General features: G+C 72.8%; 20 protein-coding genes and 1 tRNA gene. 7 read left to right on the top strand and 14 right to left on the bottom strand.

The genetic code is table 11. From position 1 onward, the window contains the following. Window positions 1-20: 20 nt before the first annotated feature. Together OIB37_RS23930 and dapE are read right to left on the bottom strand one after the other, a co-directional pair. Window positions 21-779, bottom strand: coding sequence for a TIGR00730 family Rossman fold protein (locus tag OIB37_RS23930; protein ID WP_330459654.1), 759 nt, complete (start codon window positions 777-779; stop codon window positions 21-23). Between the two features lie 102 nt (window positions 780-881). Beyond that, a complete protein-coding gene (gene dapE / locus OIB37_RS23925) occupies window positions 882-1,961 on the bottom strand; it encodes a succinyl-diaminopimelate desuccinylase (protein WP_330459653.1) in 1,080 nt (359 codons plus the stop codon). A 95-nt stretch (window positions 1,962-2,056) separates the two neighbouring features. Here dapE and OIB37_RS23920 point away from each other — a divergent pair, with 95 nt between their 5' ends. Both OIB37_RS23920 and OIB37_RS23915 read left to right on the top strand, forming a co-directional pair. Continuing rightward, entirely contained in the window at window positions 2,057-3,112 is a 1,056-nt protein-coding gene (locus OIB37_RS23920; protein WP_330459652.1) for a heavy metal transporter, read from the top strand. Between the two features lie 274 nt (window positions 3,113-3,386). After that, on the top strand, window positions 3,387-3,827 hold the full coding sequence (locus OIB37_RS23915) for an ATP-binding protein (protein ID WP_330459651.1): 441 nt from the start codon (window positions 3,387-3,389) through the stop codon (window positions 3,825-3,827). Window positions 3,828-3,913: 86 nt separating this feature from the next. Here the strand turns inward: OIB37_RS23915 and OIB37_RS23910 are convergent, their stop codons facing one another. Further along, complete coding sequence (locus OIB37_RS23910) at window positions 3,914-5,011, bottom strand: bifunctional succinyldiaminopimelate transaminase/glutamate-prephenate aminotransferase (protein WP_330459650.1); 1,098 nt, start codon at window positions 5,009-5,011, stop codon at window positions 3,914-3,916. 122 nt (window positions 5,012-5,133) lie between these two features. Next, window positions 5,134-5,454 carry a ferredoxin gene (gene fdxA / locus OIB37_RS23905; RefSeq protein WP_330459649.1) on the bottom strand — a complete coding sequence of 107 codons (321 nt, stop codon included), beginning with the start codon at window positions 5,452-5,454 and terminating at the stop codon, window positions 5,134-5,136. 141 nt (window positions 5,455-5,595) lie between these two features. Between fdxA and OIB37_RS23900 the strand changes: the two genes are divergently transcribed. Both OIB37_RS23900 and OIB37_RS23895 read left to right on the top strand, forming a co-directional pair. Further along, window positions 5,596-6,711 (top strand): GNAT family N-acetyltransferase, encoded by a 1,116-nt coding sequence (locus OIB37_RS23900; protein ID WP_330459648.1) that lies wholly within the window; start codon window positions 5,596-5,598, stop codon window positions 6,709-6,711. Between the two features lie 8 nt (window positions 6,712-6,719). Next, a complete protein-coding gene (locus OIB37_RS23895) occupies window positions 6,720-7,607 on the top strand; it encodes a SirB1 family protein (protein WP_330459647.1) in 888 nt (295 codons plus the stop codon). Window positions 7,608-7,618: 11 nt separating this feature from the next. Here OIB37_RS23895 and OIB37_RS23890 read toward each other — a convergent pair. From OIB37_RS23890 to OIB37_RS23850, 9 genes are all read right to left on the bottom strand, one after another. Further along, window positions 7,619-7,693 (bottom strand) — tRNA-Gly (locus OIB37_RS23890). A gap of 197 nt (window positions 7,694-7,890) precedes the next feature. Continuing rightward, entirely contained in the window at window positions 7,891-8,505 is a 615-nt protein-coding gene (locus OIB37_RS23885) for a response regulator transcription factor (RefSeq protein WP_330459646.1), read from the bottom strand. Continuing rightward, on the bottom strand, window positions 8,502-9,695 hold the full coding sequence (locus tag OIB37_RS23880) for a sensor histidine kinase (RefSeq protein ID WP_330461950.1): 1,194 nt from the start codon (window positions 9,693-9,695) through the stop codon (window positions 8,502-8,504). The genes OIB37_RS23885 and OIB37_RS23880 overlap by 4 nt, the downstream gene beginning before the upstream one ends. A 5-nt stretch (window positions 9,696-9,700) precedes the next feature. Next, window positions 9,701-10,441 carry an ABC transporter permease gene (locus OIB37_RS23875; protein ID WP_330459645.1) on the bottom strand — a complete coding sequence of 247 codons (741 nt, stop codon included), beginning with the start codon at window positions 10,439-10,441 and terminating at the stop codon, window positions 9,701-9,703. Next, on the bottom strand, window positions 10,438-11,391 hold the full coding sequence (locus tag OIB37_RS23870) for an ABC transporter ATP-binding protein (protein WP_330459644.1): 954 nt from the start codon (window positions 11,389-11,391) through the stop codon (window positions 10,438-10,440). The genes OIB37_RS23875 and OIB37_RS23870 overlap by 4 nt, the downstream gene beginning before the upstream one ends. 178 nt (window positions 11,392-11,569) lie before the next feature. Beyond that, a complete protein-coding gene (locus OIB37_RS23865) occupies window positions 11,570-13,846 on the bottom strand; it encodes a hypothetical protein (protein WP_330459643.1) in 2,277 nt (758 codons plus the stop codon). Between the two features lie 155 nt (window positions 13,847-14,001). Further along, window positions 14,002-14,454 (bottom strand): DUF6113 family protein, encoded by a 453-nt coding sequence (locus OIB37_RS23860; RefSeq protein ID WP_330459642.1) that lies wholly within the window; start codon window positions 14,452-14,454, stop codon window positions 14,002-14,004. Next, window positions 14,451-15,311 carry an N-acetyl-1-D-myo-inositol-2-amino-2-deoxy-alpha-D-glucopyranoside deacetylase gene (gene mshB / locus OIB37_RS23855; protein WP_330459641.1) on the bottom strand — a complete coding sequence of 287 codons (861 nt, stop codon included), beginning with the start codon at window positions 15,309-15,311 and terminating at the stop codon, window positions 14,451-14,453. The genes OIB37_RS23860 and mshB overlap by 4 nt, the downstream gene beginning before the upstream one ends. Window positions 15,312-15,320: 9 nt before the next feature. Further along, window positions 15,321-15,827 (bottom strand): ATP-binding protein, encoded by a 507-nt coding sequence (locus OIB37_RS23850; protein ID WP_330459640.1) that lies wholly within the window; start codon window positions 15,825-15,827, stop codon window positions 15,321-15,323. 154 nt (window positions 15,828-15,981) lie between these two features. Here OIB37_RS23850 and OIB37_RS23845 point away from each other — a divergent pair, with 154 nt between their 5' ends. Beyond that, window positions 15,982-16,857: a helix-turn-helix domain-containing protein gene (locus tag OIB37_RS23845; RefSeq protein WP_330459639.1), complete on the top strand. Its 876-nt coding sequence runs from the start codon at window positions 15,982-15,984 to the stop codon at window positions 16,855-16,857. Further along, window positions 16,854-17,063, top strand: a complete 210-nt coding sequence (locus OIB37_RS23840; RefSeq protein ID WP_330459638.1) for a DUF397 domain-containing protein — start codon at window positions 16,854-16,856, stop codon at window positions 17,061-17,063. Before OIB37_RS23845 ends, OIB37_RS23840 begins: the two co-directional genes overlap by 4 nt. Here OIB37_RS23840 and OIB37_RS23835 read toward each other — a convergent pair. Next, on the bottom strand, window positions 17,053-17,247 hold the full coding sequence (locus OIB37_RS23835; RefSeq protein WP_330459637.1) for a hypothetical protein: 195 nt from the start codon (window positions 17,245-17,247) through the stop codon (window positions 17,053-17,055). The genes OIB37_RS23840 and OIB37_RS23835 overlap by 11 nt on opposite strands. A gap of 178 nt (window positions 17,248-17,425) precedes the next feature. Between OIB37_RS23835 and OIB37_RS23830 the strand changes: the two genes are divergently transcribed. Then, a complete protein-coding gene (locus OIB37_RS23830; protein ID WP_330459636.1) occupies window positions 17,426-19,540 on the top strand; it encodes a S9 family peptidase in 2,115 nt (704 codons plus the stop codon). Window positions 19,541-19,652: the final 112 nt, after the last annotated feature.

Raw genomic sequence — 19,652 nt, 5'->3', positions numbered from 1 at the left:
GAGAAGCGGGAGTCCCGGCTTCAGCGGGCCGTCTCCTTGGAGACCAGGGCCACCGCCTCGTCCACGTCGTCCGTGAGGTGGAACAGCAGCAGGTCCTTCTCGGAGGCCTTGCCCTGGGCGATCAGGGTGTTCCTGAGCCAGTCCACCAGGCCGCCCCAGTACTCGCTGCCGAAGAGGACGATCGGGAAGCGGGTGACCTTCTGGGTCTGGACCAGGGTGAGGGCCTCGAAGAGCTCGTCCAGGGTGCCGAGCCCGCCGGGCAGCACGACGAACCCCTGCGCGTACTTCACGAACATCATCTTGCGGACGAAGAAGTAGCGGAAGTTCAGCCCGATGTCGACGTACGGGTTGAGCCCCTGCTCGAAGGGCAGCTCGATGCCGAGGCCGACCGAGATGCCGCCCGCCTCCAGCGCGCCCTTGTTGGCCGCCTCCATGGCGCCCGGACCGCCGCCGGTGATCACCGCCCAGCCGGCCTCGACCAGCGCCCGGCCCAGCCGCACCCCCACGTCGTACTCCGGTGAGCCCACCGGCGTACGCGCCGAGCCGAACACACTGATCGCGGGTGGCAGTTCGGCGAGCGTGCCGAAGCCCTCGATGAACTCCGACTGGATGCGCAGGACCCGCCAGGGGTCGGTGTGCACCCAGTCCGAGGGGGCGCGCTCGTCCAGCAGCCGCTGGTCGGTCGTACTGGACGTGACCTGGCCGCGCCGCCGGAGGACCGGTCCGAGCCGCTGCTCGTCCGGCGGCTGCTTCTTCCCCTCGGGGTTTCCGGTAGCCATGTGCGCTCCCTCCGCTTGCCGGTAGTTCGATCTCAGACTAGATCCGCGAGGGTTACAGAGGGGGGAAGTACGCATGTCCGGGGCGCGGCGCCACGCACCGGACTACGCCGTGAGCCAGTTCCGCAGCCGCTCCTCGCCGGCCAGGATCTTCGCGGTCTCCACGCGCTCGTCCCGCTTGTGGGCCAGGTGCGGGTTGCCGGGGCCGTAGTTGACGGCGGGGATGCCGAGCGCGGAGAAGCGCGAGACGTCGGTCCAGCCGTACTTGGGCTTCGGGGTGCCGCCGACCGCCTCGATGAAGGCCGCCGCGGCCGGGTGGGACAGGCCGGGCAGCGCGCCGGCGCTGTGGTCGTCGATCACGAACTCCTCCACCCCGCAGTCGGCGAAGACCTCGCGGACGTGCGCGACGGCCTCCTCCTCGGTGCGGTCGGGGGCGTAGCGGAAGTTGACCGTGACCACGCACTCGTCGGGGATGACGTTGCCGGCCACTCCCCCGCTGATGCCCACCGCGTTCAGGCCCTCGCGGTACTCCAGGCCGTCGATGACAGGCCACCGGGGCTTGTAGGCGGCCAGGCGGGCCAGGATGGGGGCGGCGGCGTGGACGGCGTTGGAGCCCATCCAGCCGCGTGCCGAGTGGGCGCGCTCGCCCTTGGTCTTCAGCAGCACCCGCAGGGTGCCCTGGCAGCCGCCCTCGACCTCGCCGTCGGAGGGCTCCAGCAGGACCGCGAAGTCGCCTGCCAGCCAGTCCGGGTGGGCCTCGGCCACGTGCTTGAGGCCGTTGAGGTCGGCGGCCACCTCCTCCTGGTCGTAGAAGACGAAGGTCAGGTCCCGGTTGGGGGCCGGGACCGTCGCCGCGATACGCAGCTGCACGGCCACGCCGGACTTCATGTCGCAGGTGCCGCAGCCCCACAGCACGCCGTCCTCGTCGAGACGGGAGGGGACGTTGCCGGCGATCGGGACGGTGTCGATGTGGCCGGCCAGGATCACGCGCTCGGCGCGGCCGAGGCCGGTCCGAGCGATCACGTTGTTGCCGTAGCGCTCCACCGTCAGGTGCGGCAGGGCGCGCAGGGCGGCCTCGATCGCGTCCGCGAGGGGCTTCTCCGTGCCGCTCTCGGAGGGGAAGTCCACGAGCCGCGCGGTGAGCTCCGCGGCGTCCAGCGTGAGGTCAAGTGAGGTGTCGGCCATGCTTGCGACCCTAACGCGCCGTCCGCGCCGACCGGTTCAACTGCGGTCGACGGACCCGGATCGAGCGCGATTTCGGACTCCAGTACCTTGTACGCGTGTCAGAGCCGTCCCCCCCTCGCCCCAAGCGCCGCGGCCGTATCTTCCGCTTCGGCGCGGCGCTGCTGGTCCTGTCCGCCGTCGCCGCCTACCTGGTCATGCAGTACGTCACCGGAGGCGGAGGCGCGCGCGGCTGCACGGTGATCTCGGCCGCGCACGACGGGGCGTCGTACGAGTTCACGCCCGAGCAGGCGGGGAACGCGGCGACGATCGCCGCCGTGGGCACCGGCCGCGGCATGCCCGAGCGGGCGGTGACCATCGCGCTCGCCACCGCTCTGCAGGAGTCGGGGCTGCGCAACATCCGGCACGGCGACCGGGATTCGCTGGGCCTGTTCCAGCAGCGGCCCTCGCAGGGCTGGGGCACCGAGCGGCAGATCATGGACCCGGCGTACTCGGCGGGGATCTTCTACGCGCATCTGGCGCGGGTGCCGGACTACGCCGACCTGCCGCTGACGGTGGCGGCCCAGAAGGTGCAGCGCAGCGGCTACCCGGAGGCGTACGCCAAGCACGAGCCGGACGCCACGCTGCTGGCGTCGGCGCTCACCGGGTACTCGCCGGCGACGCTGACCTGCGACGGGCGCACGCAGAGCGCGGACCCGGCCGCGGTCACGACGGCGCCGGCCACGGCGTCGGCGTCGGCGGCCGTGAGGGGTCCGGACGCCGTACGGTCCGCGCTGGTACGGGACTTCGGGCGGGACGCGCTGCGGGAGACGGGCGCGGAGGTGGGCGGGGTGCCCGTTCCGTCGCTGACGCCGTCCCCGAGCGTGACCGCGACCGCGCACGGCCGCACGGTGACCGTCCCGGTGCCGCAGGGGAAGCGGATCGACACGACCGGGCGCACCGAGCAGGAGCGGGGCTGGCAGCTGGCGCACTGGGCGGTGGCCAACTCCTCGGCGCTGCGCATCCAGCGGGTGTCGTACGCGGGCCAGGAGTGGACCGGCGGGAACGGCGGGACCGGCGGGGCCACGGACAGCCGGTGGCACGCGGTTCACACCGAGGGGGCCGCGGGCGCGGAGCTGTCCGTGGGGGCGGTCCGGATCGTCACCGGACAGTAGTGCGGCGGTTCACCCCGCGGGGTTGTGCGGCCGGGGCCGGGGCCACCGTGCGGGCGGCCCGCGCGGCGTCGCCGACGGGCCTTGCGGGTCAAGAGGCGTAAGGATTCTTCAGGCATCCGCGCGAACGATGTTTGCCCGTTTTTATCCACACCTGATAATGCGACGCGTTATCCATTCTTTACCTTTGGCGTCCGCAACCTTCGTCGGCTTCGAGCGGTAGTCACGGCGTCCGAGTCAGGACGCCTCGCCGTTCTCCCCCGTCGAATGGAGCACCATGTCCCTCCCTCTGACCCGCCGTATCGCCCGTGCCGCGCTGCTCGTCGCGGCGGGAGCGGCCGCCGGGGTCGGTGCGGCCGGCTCGGCCGGCGCGGCCACCACCGGCCTGCCGGCGGCCACCCCGAACCTGGGCGGCCTGACCGCCCTGGACGGGGCACACGTCGGCAACACCGTCGACGACACGACGCGTCACGTCAGCGACCTCGCGGGCAACGCGGGCAGCAAGGCGGTCAAGAAGACGGTGCCCGCCGCGGGCAGGACCGGGGGCGGCGCCGTGAAGAAGACGGCGCCCGCGGCGCAGAAGGCCGCGGGGACCGCCGCCGGGGCCGCGGGAGGCGTCCTCGGGGACACCGCCGCCGGCGCGACGAAGGGCGGCCTGCCGACGGACGCCCTGACCAAGGGCGGACTGCCGCTGGGGGGCCTGCCGCTCGGCGGCTGAGACCCGTGCACGGCGACGGGGCCCGGGGAGTTCCCCGGGCCCCGTCGCGCCGTCCGCGGCCGCGCCGCAGGCCGCTACGCAGGCCGCTACGCGGTCAGCCGCTCCACCGCCGCCTGGATCCGCTCGTCCGTCGCCGTCAGGGCCACGCGGACGAACTTCTCGCCCGCCTCGCCGTAGAAGTCGCCGGGGGCGACCAGGATGCCCAGCTCGGCGAGGTGGGCGACGGTGGCCCAGCAGGACTCGTCCCGGGTGGCCCACAGGTAGAGGCTGGCCTCGCTGTGTTCGATGCGGAAGCCGTGCCGCAGCAGCGCCTCGCGCAGGGCGGCGCGGCGGGCGGCGTAGCGCTCGCGCTGGACGTGGACGTGCTCGTCGTCGCCGAGCGCCGCCACGACCGCCGCCTGCGTCGGCGCCGAGGTCATCATGCCGCCGTGCTTGCGGATCTCCAGCAGCGGGCCGAGGACGGCCGGGTCGCCGGCCACGAAGGCGGCGCGGTAGCCGGCCAGGTTGGACCGCTTGGAGAGGGAGTGGACGGCCAGGATGCCGTCGTAGGAGCCCCCGTTGACGTCCGGGTGCAGGACCGAGACGGGGTCGGCCTCCCAGCCCAGTTCGAGGTAGCACTCGTCGGAGACCAGCAGCACGCCGTGCTCGCGGGCCCAGGCGACGATGCCGGTCAGCTCCTCCTTGGAGAGGACCTTGCCGGTGGGGTTGGACGGCGAGTTCAGCCACAGCAGCTTCAGGTTCGCCGGGTCCAGGTCGCGCGGATCGTCGTAGACCTCGTACTCGGCGCGGGCGAGGCGGGCGCCGACCTCGTAGGTCGGGTAGGCCAGGCGCGGGAAGGCCACCCGGTCGCCGGGGCCGAGACCGAGCTGGGTCGGCAGCCAGGCGACGAGCTCCTTGGAGCCGACGATGGGCAGGACGTGGCGGTGGGTGACGTCGCGGGCGCCCAGACGGCGCTCCAGCCAGCCGGTGATCGCGTCGCGCAGCGCCGGGGTGCCCCAGACCGTCGGGTAGCCCGGCGAGTCGGCCGCGTCGACCAGGGCCTTCTGGATCAGCTCGGGAACCGGGTCGACCGGAGTGCCGACGGAGAGGTCGACGATTCCGCCGGGGTGCGCGGCGGCCGTCTTCTTGTACGGCTCCAGCTTGTCCCAGGGGAAGGCGGGGAGACGTTCGGAGACTGCGGACACGGGACTTGCTCGCTTTCGTCGGTACGGCAAACGCCTCGGTCCCGTACAGCCGCGATCAGGGCGATCGGGGCCGTACGGGACCGAGGCGGCGCTACTGCGGGCCGCTTGGGCCGCTCAAACGGTCACTCGCCCTGCGGCGGCAGCGCGGCGATGACGGGGTGGTCGCGCTCGATCAGCCCCAGCTTGCTGGCGCCGCCGGGAGAACCCAGCTCGTCGAAGAACTCGACGTTCGCCTTGTAGTAGTCCTTCCACTCCGCCGGAGTGTCGTCCTCGTAGAAGATCGCCTCCACCGGGCAGACCGGCTCACAGGCACCACAGTCGACGCATTCGTCCGGGTGGATGTACAAGGACCGCTGGCCCTCGTAGATGCAGTCGACCGGGCACTCCTCGATGCACGCCTTGTCCTTGACGTCGACACAAGGCTCTGCGATGACGTAGGTCACGCTGTCGTTCCTCCTCGATAGGGCGCTGGCGGGCCTCCTCAGGCTTCCGCCGCCTGGCGCGCGGGAGCGCGGCGTCGTCGATGCCCGCCCCTAGTATCTCCGTTCCGGAGCATGATCCGAACATGAGGGGTGAACTGACCAGTGGAAATCTCGGCAGCAGGACGGCTCGAGGTCCGAATCACCCCCGATGACGTGGGCAAACGGGTATCCGTACGGCAGTTGACGGACACGGGGACGGCGCGTGAGAAGTTCACCGACACGGTTGGTGTTCTCACATCATGGGACGACGGCGTGCTCATGATCACACGACGCGACGGACGAAGCGTACGAATCGCCGAGTCGGCGTTGGTCGCGGGCAAAGTCGTGCCCGCCGCCCCGGCCCGCCGGCGGGGTCCCTCGGCGGGCTTCGCGGAGCTGGCGCGGATCGCCGCGCGCGCGTGGCGGCCGGTGGAGAGCGAGCGGCTCGGCGAGTGGGAGCTGCGCGCGGCGGTCGAGGCGGGGCCGCGCCAAGCGCCTGCGGCCGGGGCGCCGGCCGGGCGGCGGGAGGGTTTCACCCGGCGAGCCAACAGCGTGCTGCCGCTGGGCGATCCGGGTCTTCCGCTCGACGCGGCCCTGGCCGCCGTACGACGCTGGTACGACGAGCGCGGACTGCCCGCCTACATCCAGACCGCCACCGGCGCCGAGGGCACGCAGGAGCTGCTGTGCGCGGAGCTGGAGCGGCGCGGCTGGACCCGTGAGGTCACCGCCGGAGTGTGGACCGGGGCCCTGGCGCCGGTCGCGGACCGGGCCGAGGGCACCGGGGTGGTGCTCTCCCGGGAGGCGGACGAGGCGTGGCTCGCGCGGTACCAGCGCAAGGGAGTGAGCGAGGTGGCCCTGCGGGTGCTCGGGTCGGGGTCCGCCCGATCGGACGAGACCGGGAGCGGGGACGGCCCGTCGGTGTGGTTCGCGACGGTGCCCGGCGCGGCCGGTGAGCCTCCGGCGGCGATCGGACGCTGCGTCGTGGACGGCCGCTGGGCCGGCTTCGCCGCCGTCGAGGTGGACCCCGGCAGGCGCCGCGAGGGCCTGGCCACCCGGGTGATGTCGGCGCTGGCCCACCGCGCTCTGGAGGAAGGTGCTTCGGCGGCGTGGCTCCAGGTGGAGGAGGAGAACGAGGCCGCCCGCGCGCTGTACACCGGGCTGGGTTTCACCCCGCACCACGCGTACCACCATTACCGGGCGCCGGAAGCTCCGGCCGGCCCGCCCGCGGGACGGTCGTAGGTACCGCCGTGAACGCGTATGAGCCCCCGAGGCGTCCTCCGTACCTTCCGCCGCCGTATCCGCCGTCGCCCGGCCGGTCCGCCGAGGTGCGGCGCCGGTTCGCCGAGGAGGCGCGCTCCGAGCGGCCGGACCTGTCGGCGCTGTGCCTGCTGCTCGGGGCGGAGGCGGACGGCTCGCTGGACGAGGCCGGGATCGACGCGGCGGAGATGGAGCTGGACCGCCTCGCCGGGCAGGTGCCGTACCGGCCGGGCGGGCCGCGCGCGTGGGCGGAGGCGCTGTGCCGGCTGCTGGGTGAGCGGTACGGGTTCTCCGGGTCGGCGGGCGACTACGACCGGCTGGAGTCCTCGCTGCTGCACGAGGTGCTGCGGCGGCGGCGCGGGCTGCCGATCCTGCTGTCGGTGGTGTGGCTGGAGGTGGCCCGGCGGGCGGGGGCCCCGGTGTACGGGGTCGCGCTTCCGGGGCACTTCGTGGTCGGGTTCGGGCCGGCCGAGGAGCGGGTCCTGGCCGATCCGTTCGACGGGGGCCGGGTGCTGACCGGCACGGACGCCGAGCTGCTCGTGGTGGGGTCCACGGGAGCGCCGCTGCACCCCTCCATGCTGGTGCCCACGACGCCGCTGCAGGTGGTGCAGCGGATCCTGAACAACGTGCGGGCGTGGGCCGCCGCCCGGCCCGAGCGGTCGGACGTCGCGCTGTGGGCGGTGGAGCTGGCCCTGCTGCTGCCCTCGCATCCGGCGCGGCTGCGTTACGAGCGGGCGCAGCTCCTGGTGCGGCGGGGCGCGTACACGGAAGGCGCGGCGGAGTTGGAGGCCTACGCCGAGCTGGTGGGGGTGGTCGACCCCGAGACCGAGGAGCGCGCCCGGGCGGAGGCGCGGGCCGCGCGCTCCCTGCTCAACTGAGCCGTGTGAGGGGCGGGGCGGCCGGATTCGAACCGGCGTCCTCCGGGATGGCCTCACGGCGCGCTACCTCTGTGCTACGACCCCGCCTTGCCGGTGATCATATCCCCCGGCGTCCAGGGGGTGTCTCTTCGATCTTCGTGGATCAGGCCGCGGCGTCCGGTGCGGTGCCTCGGCGTGCGGCCGGATCGTCCTCGTACTGGGCGTACGTGGGCGATTCGGCCGTGCGGCGAGGTGCCGTGCCGGGCCTCGCGGACCCGAGCTGATCCAAACGACACCCCCTAGGTCACAGCCAGCCCTTTTCCCGGGCGATGCGCACGGCCTCCGCGCGGTTGCGTACGGCCAGTTTCTGGATGGCGGTGGAGAGGTAGTTGCGGACCGTGCCCTGGGAGAGGTGCAGGGCGCGGGCCAGCTCCGCGTTGGTAGAGCCGTCGGCCGCCGCGCGGAGCACCTCGCGTTCGCGGTCGGTGAGCGGGTTGGCGCCCTCGGCCAGGGCCGCCGCGGCCAGGGTGGGATCGATGACGCGCTCGCCGGAGAGCACCTTGCGGACCGCGGCGGCGAGCTGGGCGGCCGGGGCGTCCTTGACGAGGAAGGCGTCGGCGCCCGCCTCCATGGCACTGCGCAGATAGCCGGGGCGGCCGAAGGTGGTGAGGATGACGAGCTTCACGCCGGGGTGCTCGCGGTGCACCCGGGCCGCCGCCTCGATGCCGGTGCAGCCGGGCATCTCGATGTCGAGCAGCGCCACGTCCACACCGTGCTCGCCGACGGCCGCCACCACCTCGTCGCCGCGCGCGACCTGGGCGACGACCTCGATGTCGTCCTCCAGGCCGAGCAGGGCGGCCAGTGCCTCGCGGACCATGGACTGGTCCTCGGCGAGGAGGACCTTGATCGGGCTCGTCATGCCCCGGATCCTATGTCCGCCGACGGGGTGACGGGGACCCGGGCGACCAGCCGGAACCCATGCTTCGCCCGGCCCGCCTCCAGGCTGCCGCCGGCCTTCTCCAGGCGCTCGGTCAGACCGGTCAGGCCGTTGCCCGGGCCGGTCCCGGAGCCGCCGGAACCGTTGTCCTCGACGGCGAGTTCGAGGACCGGGCCGTCGAGCGTCTGGCGGCGCAGCAGCTCCACCGTGCACCGGTCGGCGCCGCTGTGCCGGACCACGTTGGTGACCGCCTCGCGCAGCGCCCAGGCGAGCGCGGCCTCGGCCTCCTCGGGGGTGCCGGTGAGGTCCGGTTCGGCGGGTACCTCGGCCGCGACCCCGGCCGCGGTGAGCGCGACCTGGGTGCCGGCGAGTTCGTCGGCGAGGCGGGGGCGGCGGTAGCCGGTGACGGCCTCGCGGACGTCGACCAGGGCCTGACGGCTGACCTGTTCGATGTCGGCGACCTGCTGGGCCGCCTTCTCGGGGTGGTCCGGCAGCATCCGGCCGGCGAGCTCGCTCTTGAGCGTGATCAGGGAGAGCGAGTGGCCGAGCAGGTCGTGCAGGTCGCGGGCGAGCCGCAGGCGTTCCTCGTTGGCGGCGAGCTGGGCGACGGTGGCCCGGGCCTTGCGCAGCTCGATGGTGGTGCGGATGAGCTGGCCGACGCCGACCATGGCGAACCCGATGAGCACCACCAGGGCCAGCAGACCGCGGGCCTCCTGCTCGCTGGAGTGGAGGCCGACGAAATACATCACGGCGCCCGTGGCCGGGATCGCCCACCCGGCGGCGCGCGCGGGCAGGGTCGCCCCGCAGGCCACCGAGAGGTAGACGAAGAGGCCGAGCCAGGGGCTGCCGAGGGTGTAGGCCAGCACCGGGGCGAGGACGCCGAGCAGCACCAGCGGGACGATGACGAGCCGGCCCGAGAACGCCCGGCCCATGTTCCGGAAGACCAGGGACAGGTAGACCACCACGAAGGCGGTCAGCCCGAGCGCCCCGGCGACGGTGCCGCCCGTGGTGTGGCGGCCGCTGGTCAGGTCGTCGATCGGCGAGCTGAGGAACACCAGCCAGACGCCGATCCACAGCACCTTGACCAGCAGCTCGCGCCGGGTGCGGGGCGGCTGGCCCATTCGCACCTGGTGCGTCGGCCCCGGCTCGCCGGTCCGCGGGTCTTCCGTCATGGTGCTCACGCCTTCAGCGTGTCCTTCCGGTACAGCCAGGCCGCGCCGCCCGCGAAGAGGACGAAGAAGACGGCGAGGATGGCGATGTCCTGGGCCTGCGGGGCCTGGCTCTGCTCGATCGCCCGCCCCATGGCAGCGTACGCGTGCGTCGGCAGCCACTTGGCGATGTCCTGGAGCCAGTCCGGGAAGGTCGTGGTGGGCATCCACAGGCCGCCGAGCATGGACAGGCCGAAGTAGGTGATCATCGTGATCGGGCGGACCGCGTCCCCGCTCGCGAGGTAGCCGATGGCGACGCCGAGCGCGGCGAAGACCAGGCTGCCGGCCCAGATGGCGCCGGTGAGGGCGAGCCACTGCCAGGCGTCCAGGCGGACGTCCTTCACGACGGCGGCGACGACGAAGACGATGACGATGGACGGCAGGCTCACCACCGCGGCGCTCGCGGTCTTGGCGAGCACGTAGCCGCGCCCCGGCAGGGTGGTCAGCCGCAGCTGCCGTACCCAGCCGCTCTCGCGTTCCTTGGCGATGCGCTCGCTGTTGCCCATGAGCACGGCGGTCAGGGCGCCGAAGGAGGCCATGGAGACCATCATGTACGTCGGCAGGGTGAGACCGCTGCCGTCGATCTTCGTCTTGGAGTCGGCGTTGCCCGCGATGAGCAGGAACAGGGCCGAGGGGTAGATCACCGAGAAGAACAGGAACTTGCGGTTGCGCAGGGCGCGGGTCAGTTCCAGTTTGATCAGGGAGTTCATGACTGCTTGGCCTCCTCGGCCTCCGTGATGGCGACGAAGGCCTGCTCCAGTCCGAGCCCGGCGACTTCGAGGTTGCGGGGGTAGACGCCGAGGCCGTACAGGGCGTGGACGGTCGCGTCGGCGTCGGACGACTGGATGCGGACGGTCTGCACGGACCCCGCGGCGGAGCCGCTGTTGGACACGGTGACGGAGGTGAGGAAGGGCAGCGCGCCGAGGGCGCTCTCGTCGATGTCGCCCTCCAGGTCGAAGGAGACCCTGCGGGCGCCCGCCTTGGCCTTGATCTCGGCGGCGGTGCCGTCGGCGAGGAGCCGGCCGCGGTGCAGCACGAGCACCCGGTCGGCGATGGCGTCGGCCTCTTCGAGGTAGTGGGTGGCGAAGAGGACGGCACGGCCCTGGTCGGCCTGTTCGCGCATGGTGGCCCAGAAGGCCTGGCGGGCGGAGACGTCCATGCCGGTGGTCGGCTCGTCCAGGACGATCAGGTCGCTGTCGCCGGCGGTGGCCAGGGCGAAGCGGACGCGCTGGGCCTGCCCGCCGGAGAGCTTGTTGACCTTGCGGTCGGCGATCTGCGTGACGCCCGCGCGGGCGAGGACGTCGGCGGCCTTGTACGGCCTGGGGTGCAGCGAGCACGCCAGCTTCACCAGTTCGGCGACCGTGACCTCGTCCATCAGCCCGCCGCTCTGCAGCATGGCCCCGACCCGCCCGGCGACGATCGCCTCGCGCGGGCTGGTGCCGAACACCTTCACCGTGCCGTTGTCGGGCTGCTTGAGGCCGAGGAGCAGGTCGAGGGTGGTGGACTTGCCGGCGCCGTTCGGACCGAGGAGGGCGACGGTCTCGCCGGGGTGCAGTTCGAGCGAGAGTCCGTCGACGGCCCGCACGCTGCCGTACGTCTTGGTCACCTGGTCGAATCCGACCACCGGGGCGGTGGTGGGAGGTGCCGCTGTCGTTGTCATGGCGTCCATGGTGGCCGGACGGCCCCGGGGCCCGGCAGTGCCGGTGGTCCTGAGTGCCGGATGACAGATGTCATACGGATCGGGTGACACGGGCGGCGGCCGGTGCGGTGACACGACGACGGGGGCGCCCGGTGGACGCCCCCGCCGTCATGGCCGTACCAGGCCGTACCAGGCCGTACTAGCTCGGGTTCGTGGGGATGACCCCGACCCGGTTGGTCTTGCTCAGCAGCGCCTGGCGCAGGGCGACGTAGACGTCCTGCGGGGTCACGGCCGTCTTCTTGCCGGTGCCCCGGGTGATCAGCACGCCGTCGAACTGGTGGCCGTAGAGCTCCTGCAGGGCCTTCAGGTCGGGCTTGTCGACCAGCTTGCCGTCGACGGCCGTCACCCTGAGGAACTTCCACAGCGAGTTCTGCGGGCTCAGCGGGACGGAGTGCGCGGCGTCCGTCTGGACCACGACCTTGCCCGACATCGCCGGCCCCGCGAACTCCTTCATCTCGCGGTCGACCTCGGCGTTCGAGACCGTCGGCTGACTGGTGGCCGTCGGGACGGGCACCGGGGTCGCGGTTCCGGTCTCCACCGCCGTGCGGTACGCCTGCTCGACCGCCTGGGACGCCTGCGCGGCGTTGATGCCCTTGCCCGCCTTGCCGTAGACCGGGGTCGCCTTGCCGGGCCCGAAGGTGATGCCGCCCTCGGTGACCGAACCGGCACCGCCGCCGGCCTGCTGGAGCGCGGCCTGGAGCTTCTCCTCGTCGATCGGCATGACCGGCGCGATCTCCCGCTTCTGCCCGAAGAGGGAGCCGACGACGGAGACCGGGTTGTAGTCGCTCTTCGCGGCGTCGCTCACCGTGGCCTGGAAGTCGAACTGCAGGCCTGCGTTGTCCGGGGTGATGGAGACCGTCTTGCCGTCCACGGCCAGCTTGAGCGGCTTGTCGACACGGGTGCCGAAGGTGTCGTCGAGCTTGCGGACGGCGTCGTCGCGGGTGCCGCCGCCGATGTCCAGGCCGAGCACGGTGGTGCCCTTGGGCACGTCGGTGTGGTTCATCAGCAGCCCGGCGCCGTAGACGCCGCCCGCGACGACGACCACGCCGACGGCGAGCAGCACGAGCTTGCTGCGGCCCTTCTTCTTCGGCTTGGCCGCGGCCTTGGGCTGCGGGGCCGGGGCGGGCGCGGCCGGGACGCCGGAGCCGAACGGCACGTTACCGGCGCCCGGGACCACCGGGATGCCGCTGGTGACGGTGTGCCCGGAGACGTTGTCCGGGGCGCGGTAGCCGGGCGTGCCCGGTTCGGGAGCCGGCTTCTGCGGGGTGAGGATCGCGGTGTCGTCGCTGAGTCCGCCGCCGGGGGCGAGCTGGCCGCCCTGGCCGTTGCGGGCGCCGGGGCCGGGGAAGGCGACCGCCGGTCCGGTGAAGGGCTCGCCGGGGCCGCCGCCGGGGCCGGCCGACGGGACGAACGGGCCGTTGCCGGTGGCCGGGCCGCTCGTGGGGCCCGCGGGGCCCTTCGGGCCGGGGGCACCCGGGCCGCTGGGACCGTTGAAGCCGCTGGGACCGCTGGGACCGCTGGGACCACCGGGGCCGCCGCGTCCGGTCGAGCCGCCCGGGCCGCCGTTGCCGCCGGCGAAGCCCTGGCGGTCGCCGTTCTCCGCGAAGTACGGCAGGTCGTCACGGCTGGGCTCACCGGCGCCGTTGCCGCCGGGACGGGAACCGCCCAGCGGGCCCGAGGCCAGCGCCTCGGTGACGTCGAAGGAGCCGGTGCCGCCGCCGTGGCCGGGGGCCACCGGGCCGCCGGTGGCGCCGGACATGCCGGAGCCGTTCGTGCCGCCGGGACGGGAGGAGCCGCCCGGCGCGGTCATGGAGCCGACGACACCCCCGGGGCGGCCCCCGGAGCGCGCGCCGGTGGTACCGGCCGCTCCGGAGGCACCCGGAGTACCGGAAGCACCCGGAGTGCCCGACGCGCCGCCCGCCCGCTTCGGCAGGGCGGGGTTGCCCGGCGCGGCGGCCGAACCGCCGGGAATCCCGGCCCCGTTCGTCCCGCCGCCGCCCGTAGCGCCCTTGGGGGCACCGGACTTGCGGGGCGCGAACCAGTCGCTCGCCTTCTCGTCGGCCTGCGGCGCGGGCTCGGCGGGGGCCTCGGCGACCTCGGCGGGTGCCGCGGCGGCGGACGGCCGCGCATCGGCGCCGGAGTCGCCGCGGGAGCCGTTGCCGGAGCCGCTCTCGGCGTCGGCGACGGGCTTGCGCACGACGATCGGCGGGGCGGGCCGCGATCCGGGGATGTTGACCCGGATCCGGGTGGTCAGCGTGGTCTCGGTCTTGCGGTCCTCAGGCTGCGTGGCCGAACGACCCGCTTCCGTACGGTCGTCGGAAGCCATGGGGGTCCCGTACGGCGGCGTGCCGGAGGGGTATGCGGCTCCGCCGCGCCCGTTGGGCCCGGAGGACGGAGTGTCAGTTTCACGGCTCAAGGCAGGTTCTCCCGGTTGGCTCCGCCGCCCGTTACGACCTCAGCGGGCACCTCGGCGGCGCGCACCACCATACTGGCCGCATCTGGCGCGTATCCCATGACCGCCGAGGAAACCCACACCGGACTCCCACGTGCCCGGCATGGCGAACTGGTACGTCACTTGCCAAGTCGGGCGGACCCACCCGCCGGGTGGCCGCCGGGACGGCCGCCCGCGTGCCCGTGGGGACGTCCACCGAAACCGAGAGTGGCGCAGATCACAGCGAGGAAGATGCCGCCGAGGAGGAAGAGGTAGGAACTTCCTCCGGAACCGAACAGGTAGTCGCCTTCCGGCCGGGTGGAGATCAGCACGAGGACGGTGACGATCCAGCCGATCACGGGGGCGACCGCGCCGCCGCGACCGCCGAGCGCGTACGCGCCGCCGAGGAACAGCCCGGCCGCGCCGGCCAGGGCGAGCAGCAGCCCGCCTGGGAACCATGCGGCCTGTACGAGGGTTCCGGCGAGCCCGACGACCGCGCCGAGCAGGAACAGCCCGAGGTAGGCGGCGGACCGTCCGGCGGAGGGCCGGCGCAGCGGCTGGGCGAGCAGGGAGCCGGGTCCGTCCGCGTTCACGACGCCACCTCCGCGTGAACACCAGCAAACAGGTCGGTCTCGCCGGGCTCCGCCTCGCCGCGCACCAGCTCGTAGTACTCGGTGGTGAACAGCGGCTGGGCCAGGTCGTTGGAGAGCGCGAAGTACGGCTCGGCCACCGTGATCTGCGTGGCGTGGGCGCGCATCGCGGCGGCCTTGGCGGACGCGTGGGCGCCGCCGTCGATCGCCGTGGTGATCCGCTCGGCGTCGACCACGCCCGGCAGATCGCCGATCACGGCACTCTTCTCGAACGGCAACGAGGGAAGCTCGTCCTGGAGGCGGGCGAAGGCGTCCTCGGCGACCGGGCGCGGGACGCGGTTCCAGTAGACCTTGTCGATCCGGTGACCCCGCTCGGCCGCCAGCTCGACGGCGCGCATGGCGACGCGGTGGGCCTGGATGTGGTCCGGGTGGCCGTACCCGCCGTTGTCGTCGTAGGTGACGAGCACCTGGGGCCTGACCTCCAGGATCACCTCGACGAGCGCTCCGGCGGCGTTGTCGAGGCCGGCCTGCCAGAAGGAGGTGGGGTCGTCGTTGTCGGACAGCCCCATCATTCCGGAGTCCCCGTAGCGCCCCGCGCCGCCGAGCAGCCGTACGTCGCTCACGCCCAGCTCGCCGAGCGCGGCGCTCAGCTCTCCGCGCCGGTACGCGCCCAGCGCGGCACCGGTCAGATGCCGCAGTTCCGGCGGGATGACCTCGCCCCGCTCACCGAGCGTGCAGGTCACCAGGGTCACGTGGGCACCCTCGGCCACGTACTTGGCCATGGTCGCGCCGTTGTTGATCGACTCGTCGTCCGGGTGCGCGTGCACCAGCAGCAGACGCCGGGCTGGCAAATCCGTCATGGGACCACCCTACGAGTCCCGGACCACCCTCCCGGGACACGAGCCCGGATCCGGGCCCTCGCCGCCCGACCCCGTGGGCGCGGGGACCGGCGCCGCGAACCCCAGCTCGGCCCAGACGGTCTTGCGCGGGAAGCGGCCGTCGGCGACTCCCCAGCGGTCGGCGAGCGCGTCCACGAGGACCAGTCCGCGGCCGGACTCGGCGTACGGGTCGGGCTCGCGGAGCTCGGGACGACGGTCACCGCGCGTGTCCGCGACCTCGATGCGCAGGGTGCGGCCGATCACGTAGAGCGTCAGGCGGAAGCTGCGCCCGGGCAGCCGGCCGTGGGCGGCGGCGTTGGCCGCCAGCTCCGCGACGACCTGCGCCGCCGCCTCGCAGGGGAGTCCCCAGGCGCGGAGCTGGTCGGTCGCGAGCAGCCGGGCCAACCGGGCGCCGCGCGGGGTGGAGGACAGCAGCACGCTGAAGTCGTGGACACCGTTGCCGGCGGAAGCCGCGGTCGCGGCGATTTCCTGATTCACGTCACTCAGCGTGGCCGTCCGGATCTACCGTGAGGAGTGATCGGGCCGCTGCGTACGGTGACTGTCCAGAGCTTGTCCGGTGCTGTCCGGGCTGTCGGCGGCACCCGTACGGGTAGGGCCCGGGCGTGCGGGACGGTACGACGGAGGGGCGCGGATGTCGGTGGACGGCGAGGCGGTACGGCTCAGGAGCGAGGCGGACGAGCCGGGTTGGGAGGTGGACCCGGACGACGACTGGGGCGTGGCCGTGGTGGCCACGGTGGGACGCCAGTTGAAGCTGCGGCGGGAGGCGGCGGGCCTGCGCGCCGGGGAGTTCGGGACGGCGGTCGGGTACGGGGAGGACCTGGTCTACAAGATCGAGGCGGGCAAGCGGATCCCCCGCCCCGAGTATCTGGACAGGGCGGACGAGGTGCTGGGGGCCGGGGGGCTGCTCTCGGCGATGAAGGAGGACGTGCGGCGGGTCAGGTACCCGAAGAAGGTGCGGGATCTGGCACGCCTGGAGGCGACGGCCGTCGAGGTCGGGGTGTACGAGTGCAACAGCGTCAGCGGGCTGTTGCAGACACCCCAGCACGCGCGTTCCCTGTTCGAGGCCGCCCAGCCGCCCTACTCACCGGACGACGTGGAACGCATGGTGGCCGCTCGTATGGCCCGGCAGTCCGTCTTCGAACGGGCCCCGGCCCCATCGATCAGTTTCGTGCTGGAAGAGGCACCGCTGAGGCGAGGGGTCGGGGGCACAATGGTGTGGCGGCGGCAGCTCGAACGCCTGCTGGAGGTGGGACGTCTGCGCAATGTCACGCTTCAGGTGATGCCGACGAACAGCGAGGCTCATCCCGGCCTGGACGGCAGGATCGAACTGCTCAAGTTCGCCGACGGCACCGCGACGGGGCGATCCGACGGGGCGTTCAACGGCCGACCGGTCTCCGACCCGAGGCAACTCCGCGTTCTTGAGCTGCGGTATGGCACCATCCGGGCTCAGGCTCTCGCGCCGAGGGAGTCGCTGTCCTTCATCGAGCAACTGCTGGGAGAGACATGATCCGCGAGGCTTCTGCCGAACCCGCCCCCGAACTGGCGTGGTTCAAGAGCAGCTACAGCAGTGGCACTGACGGCAACTCCTGCGTGGAGATCGCCCCCACCCCCAGCACGGTCCACGTGCGCGACTCCAAGCACGCCGAGGGCCCCCGGCTGGCGCTCGCGCCGGAGGCCTGGGCGGGCTTCGTGGCCGGTGTCCTCAGAACTTGATGCTGCCGATCATGCTGGCGACGTTGGTCGTCAGCTCGCTGATCGTGGGCGCCACCGTCGAGGAGGCGAGATAGAAGCCGAGCAGCATGCAGATCGCCGCATGACCGCCCTTCAGTCCTGACTTCTTGATCAACAAGAAGACGATGATCGCCAGCAGCACCACCGCCGAAATCGAGAGTGCCACGGCGGCTCACCTCCAAAGATCCCAGGGACGCGGGGGGTAGCGGTACGTCGGTGGAGCAATTCCTTGCGCATGCCAGCGGGTTCATACCCACTCAGCGGTAGTGATCATAACTATCCGTACTCGCGCATCGCTCGGCGCACGGCCGCACAAGGGGGCGCATGGCCAATATGGTCGGGGTATGACATCCGAGGTTGACTCCTTCCCCCGCCGGCACGCTCGGACCCAGCGGTTCACGCTCGGCGCGCCGCGCGCTTTCAGCGTGGCCCCCGACGGTTCGCGGGTCGTTTTCCTGCGTTCGGCCTCCGGTACGGACCGGGCCAACTCCCTGTGGGTACTGGACCCGCGGGACGGCACGGAGCGCGTGGCAGCCGACCCGCGCGTCCTCCTCCAAGGCGCTTCCGAGGAGCTGTCGCCCGAGGAGCGGGCGCGCCGGGAGCGCAGCCGGGAGGGGGGTGCGGGCATCGTCGGCTACGCGACCGACGCCACTGTGGAGTTGGCGTCTTTCGCCTTGTCAGGGCGGCTTTTCGCGGCCGAGCTGCGGGCCGGGACGGCCCGTGAACTCCCCACCCCCGGACCGGTGATCGACCCGCGTCCGTCCCCCGACGGACGGCACATCGCGTACGTCGCCGAAGGCGCGCTGCGCGTCGTGGGGACCGAGGGCGAGGGGGACAGGGCACTGGCGGAGCCGGAGTCGGAGCAGGTCACCTACGGGCTCGCGGAGTTCATCGCGGCCGAGGAGATGGGGCGCTCGCGGGGCTTCTGGTGGTCCCCGGAGTCCGACCGGCTGCTCGTGGCGCGGGTGGACGACACGCCGGTACAGCGCTGGTGGATCTCCGACCCGGCCCACCCGGATCGTGAGCCACACCACGTCGCCTACCCGGCGGCGGGGACCGACAACGCGGACGTGCGGCTGTTCGTGATCGGCCTCGACGGGGAGCGCACGGAGGTCGTCTGGGACCGTGCGCGCTATCCGTATCTGGCCCGTGTGCACTGGTCAGCGGCGGGTGCGCCGCTGCTGCTCGTGCAGGCGCGGGACCAGCGCGGCCAGCTGTTCCTGGCGGTGGACCCGGACACCGGGGCGACCCGGATGGTGCACGCAGACGAAGATCCAAGTTGGCTGGAACTGTTCGCCGGAGTGCCGTCCTGGAGCCCGTCCGGACAGCTCGTCCGGATCGCCGACGAGGGCGGCGCCCGGGTGCTTGCCGTGGGCGAACGTCCGCTCACCGGGCCGCAGTTGCACATCCGCTCGGTGCTGGACGTGAGCGACGACGACGTACTGGTCTCGGCCTCCGCGGGCGAGGCGGCCGAGGTGCCGGAAACCGGCGAGGTCCATGTCTACCGGGTCAACGAGCTCGGCGTGGAGCGCGTGTCGCAGGAGCCCGGCGTGCACTCGGCCGTGCGCGCCGGGGGCGTGACGGTCCTGGTGTCGGCGACGCCCGACAACCCGGGGGCGCGCGCCCAGGTGCTGCGTGACGGGAAACTGGCGGCGACTGTCCGGTCGTACGCCGAGGATCCCGGTATGTCCCCGCGCATCACGCTCACACAGGGGGGCGCACGCCGAATTCCGTGCGCCGTGCTTTTGCCACGTGACTACGACGGTGACACTCCCCTTCCGGTCCTCATGGATCCCTACGGAGGCCCGCACGGCCAGCGGGTGACCGCCGCGCACAACCCGCACCTCACCTCGCAGTGGTTCGCCGACCAGGGCTTCGCCGTGGTGGTCGCCGACGGGCGGGGCACCCCGGGCCACTCCCCCGCCTGGGAGAAGGCGGTCAAGGACGACCTGGCGGAGGTGGTCCTCCAGGACCAGGTGGACGCGCTGCAGGCGCTCGCCGCCGACTTCCCGCTGGACCTCGGCCGGGTCGGCATCCGCGGCTGGTCCTTCGGCGGCTACCTGGCGGCGCTCGCGGTGCTGCGCCGCCCGGACGTCTTCCACGCGGCGGTGGTCGGCGCCCCGGTCACCGATCTGCGGCTGTACGACACCCACTACCAGGAGCGCTACCTCGGCGACCCGAACCGGCAGCCCGATGTCTACCGGCGCAACTCGGTCATCGACGACGCGGGCCTTGTGAACGCCGCCGAGCCGCACCGCCCGATGATGATCATCCATGGGCTCGCGGACGACAACGTGGTGGTCGCCCACTCCCTGCGCCTGTCCTCGGCCCTGCTGGCCGCCGGCCGCCCGCACGAGGTGCTGCCGCTGTCCGGCGTGACCCACATGACCCCGCAGGAGGAGGTCGCCGAGAACCTGCTGCTGCTCCAGCGGGACTTCCTCAGGCGAGCGCTCGCCTGATCGCCCGAACCACCGGGAACCGCCTTAACACGAGGGCAACTTCACGGAAGCGGTGCGGATATAAGGACCCGCGAGGCTGAACCGCGTACGGCCGTGCGGGTGCCGTGAGCGG

Origin of the sequence: Streptomyces sp. NBC_00820, from assembly GCF_036347055.1 — a bacterium.
GTDB lineage: Bacteria > Actinomycetota > Actinomycetes > Streptomycetales > Streptomycetaceae > Streptomyces.
Note: the sequence above shows the minus strand (reverse complement) of the source record. Positions and strands in the feature narration are given on the sequence as shown.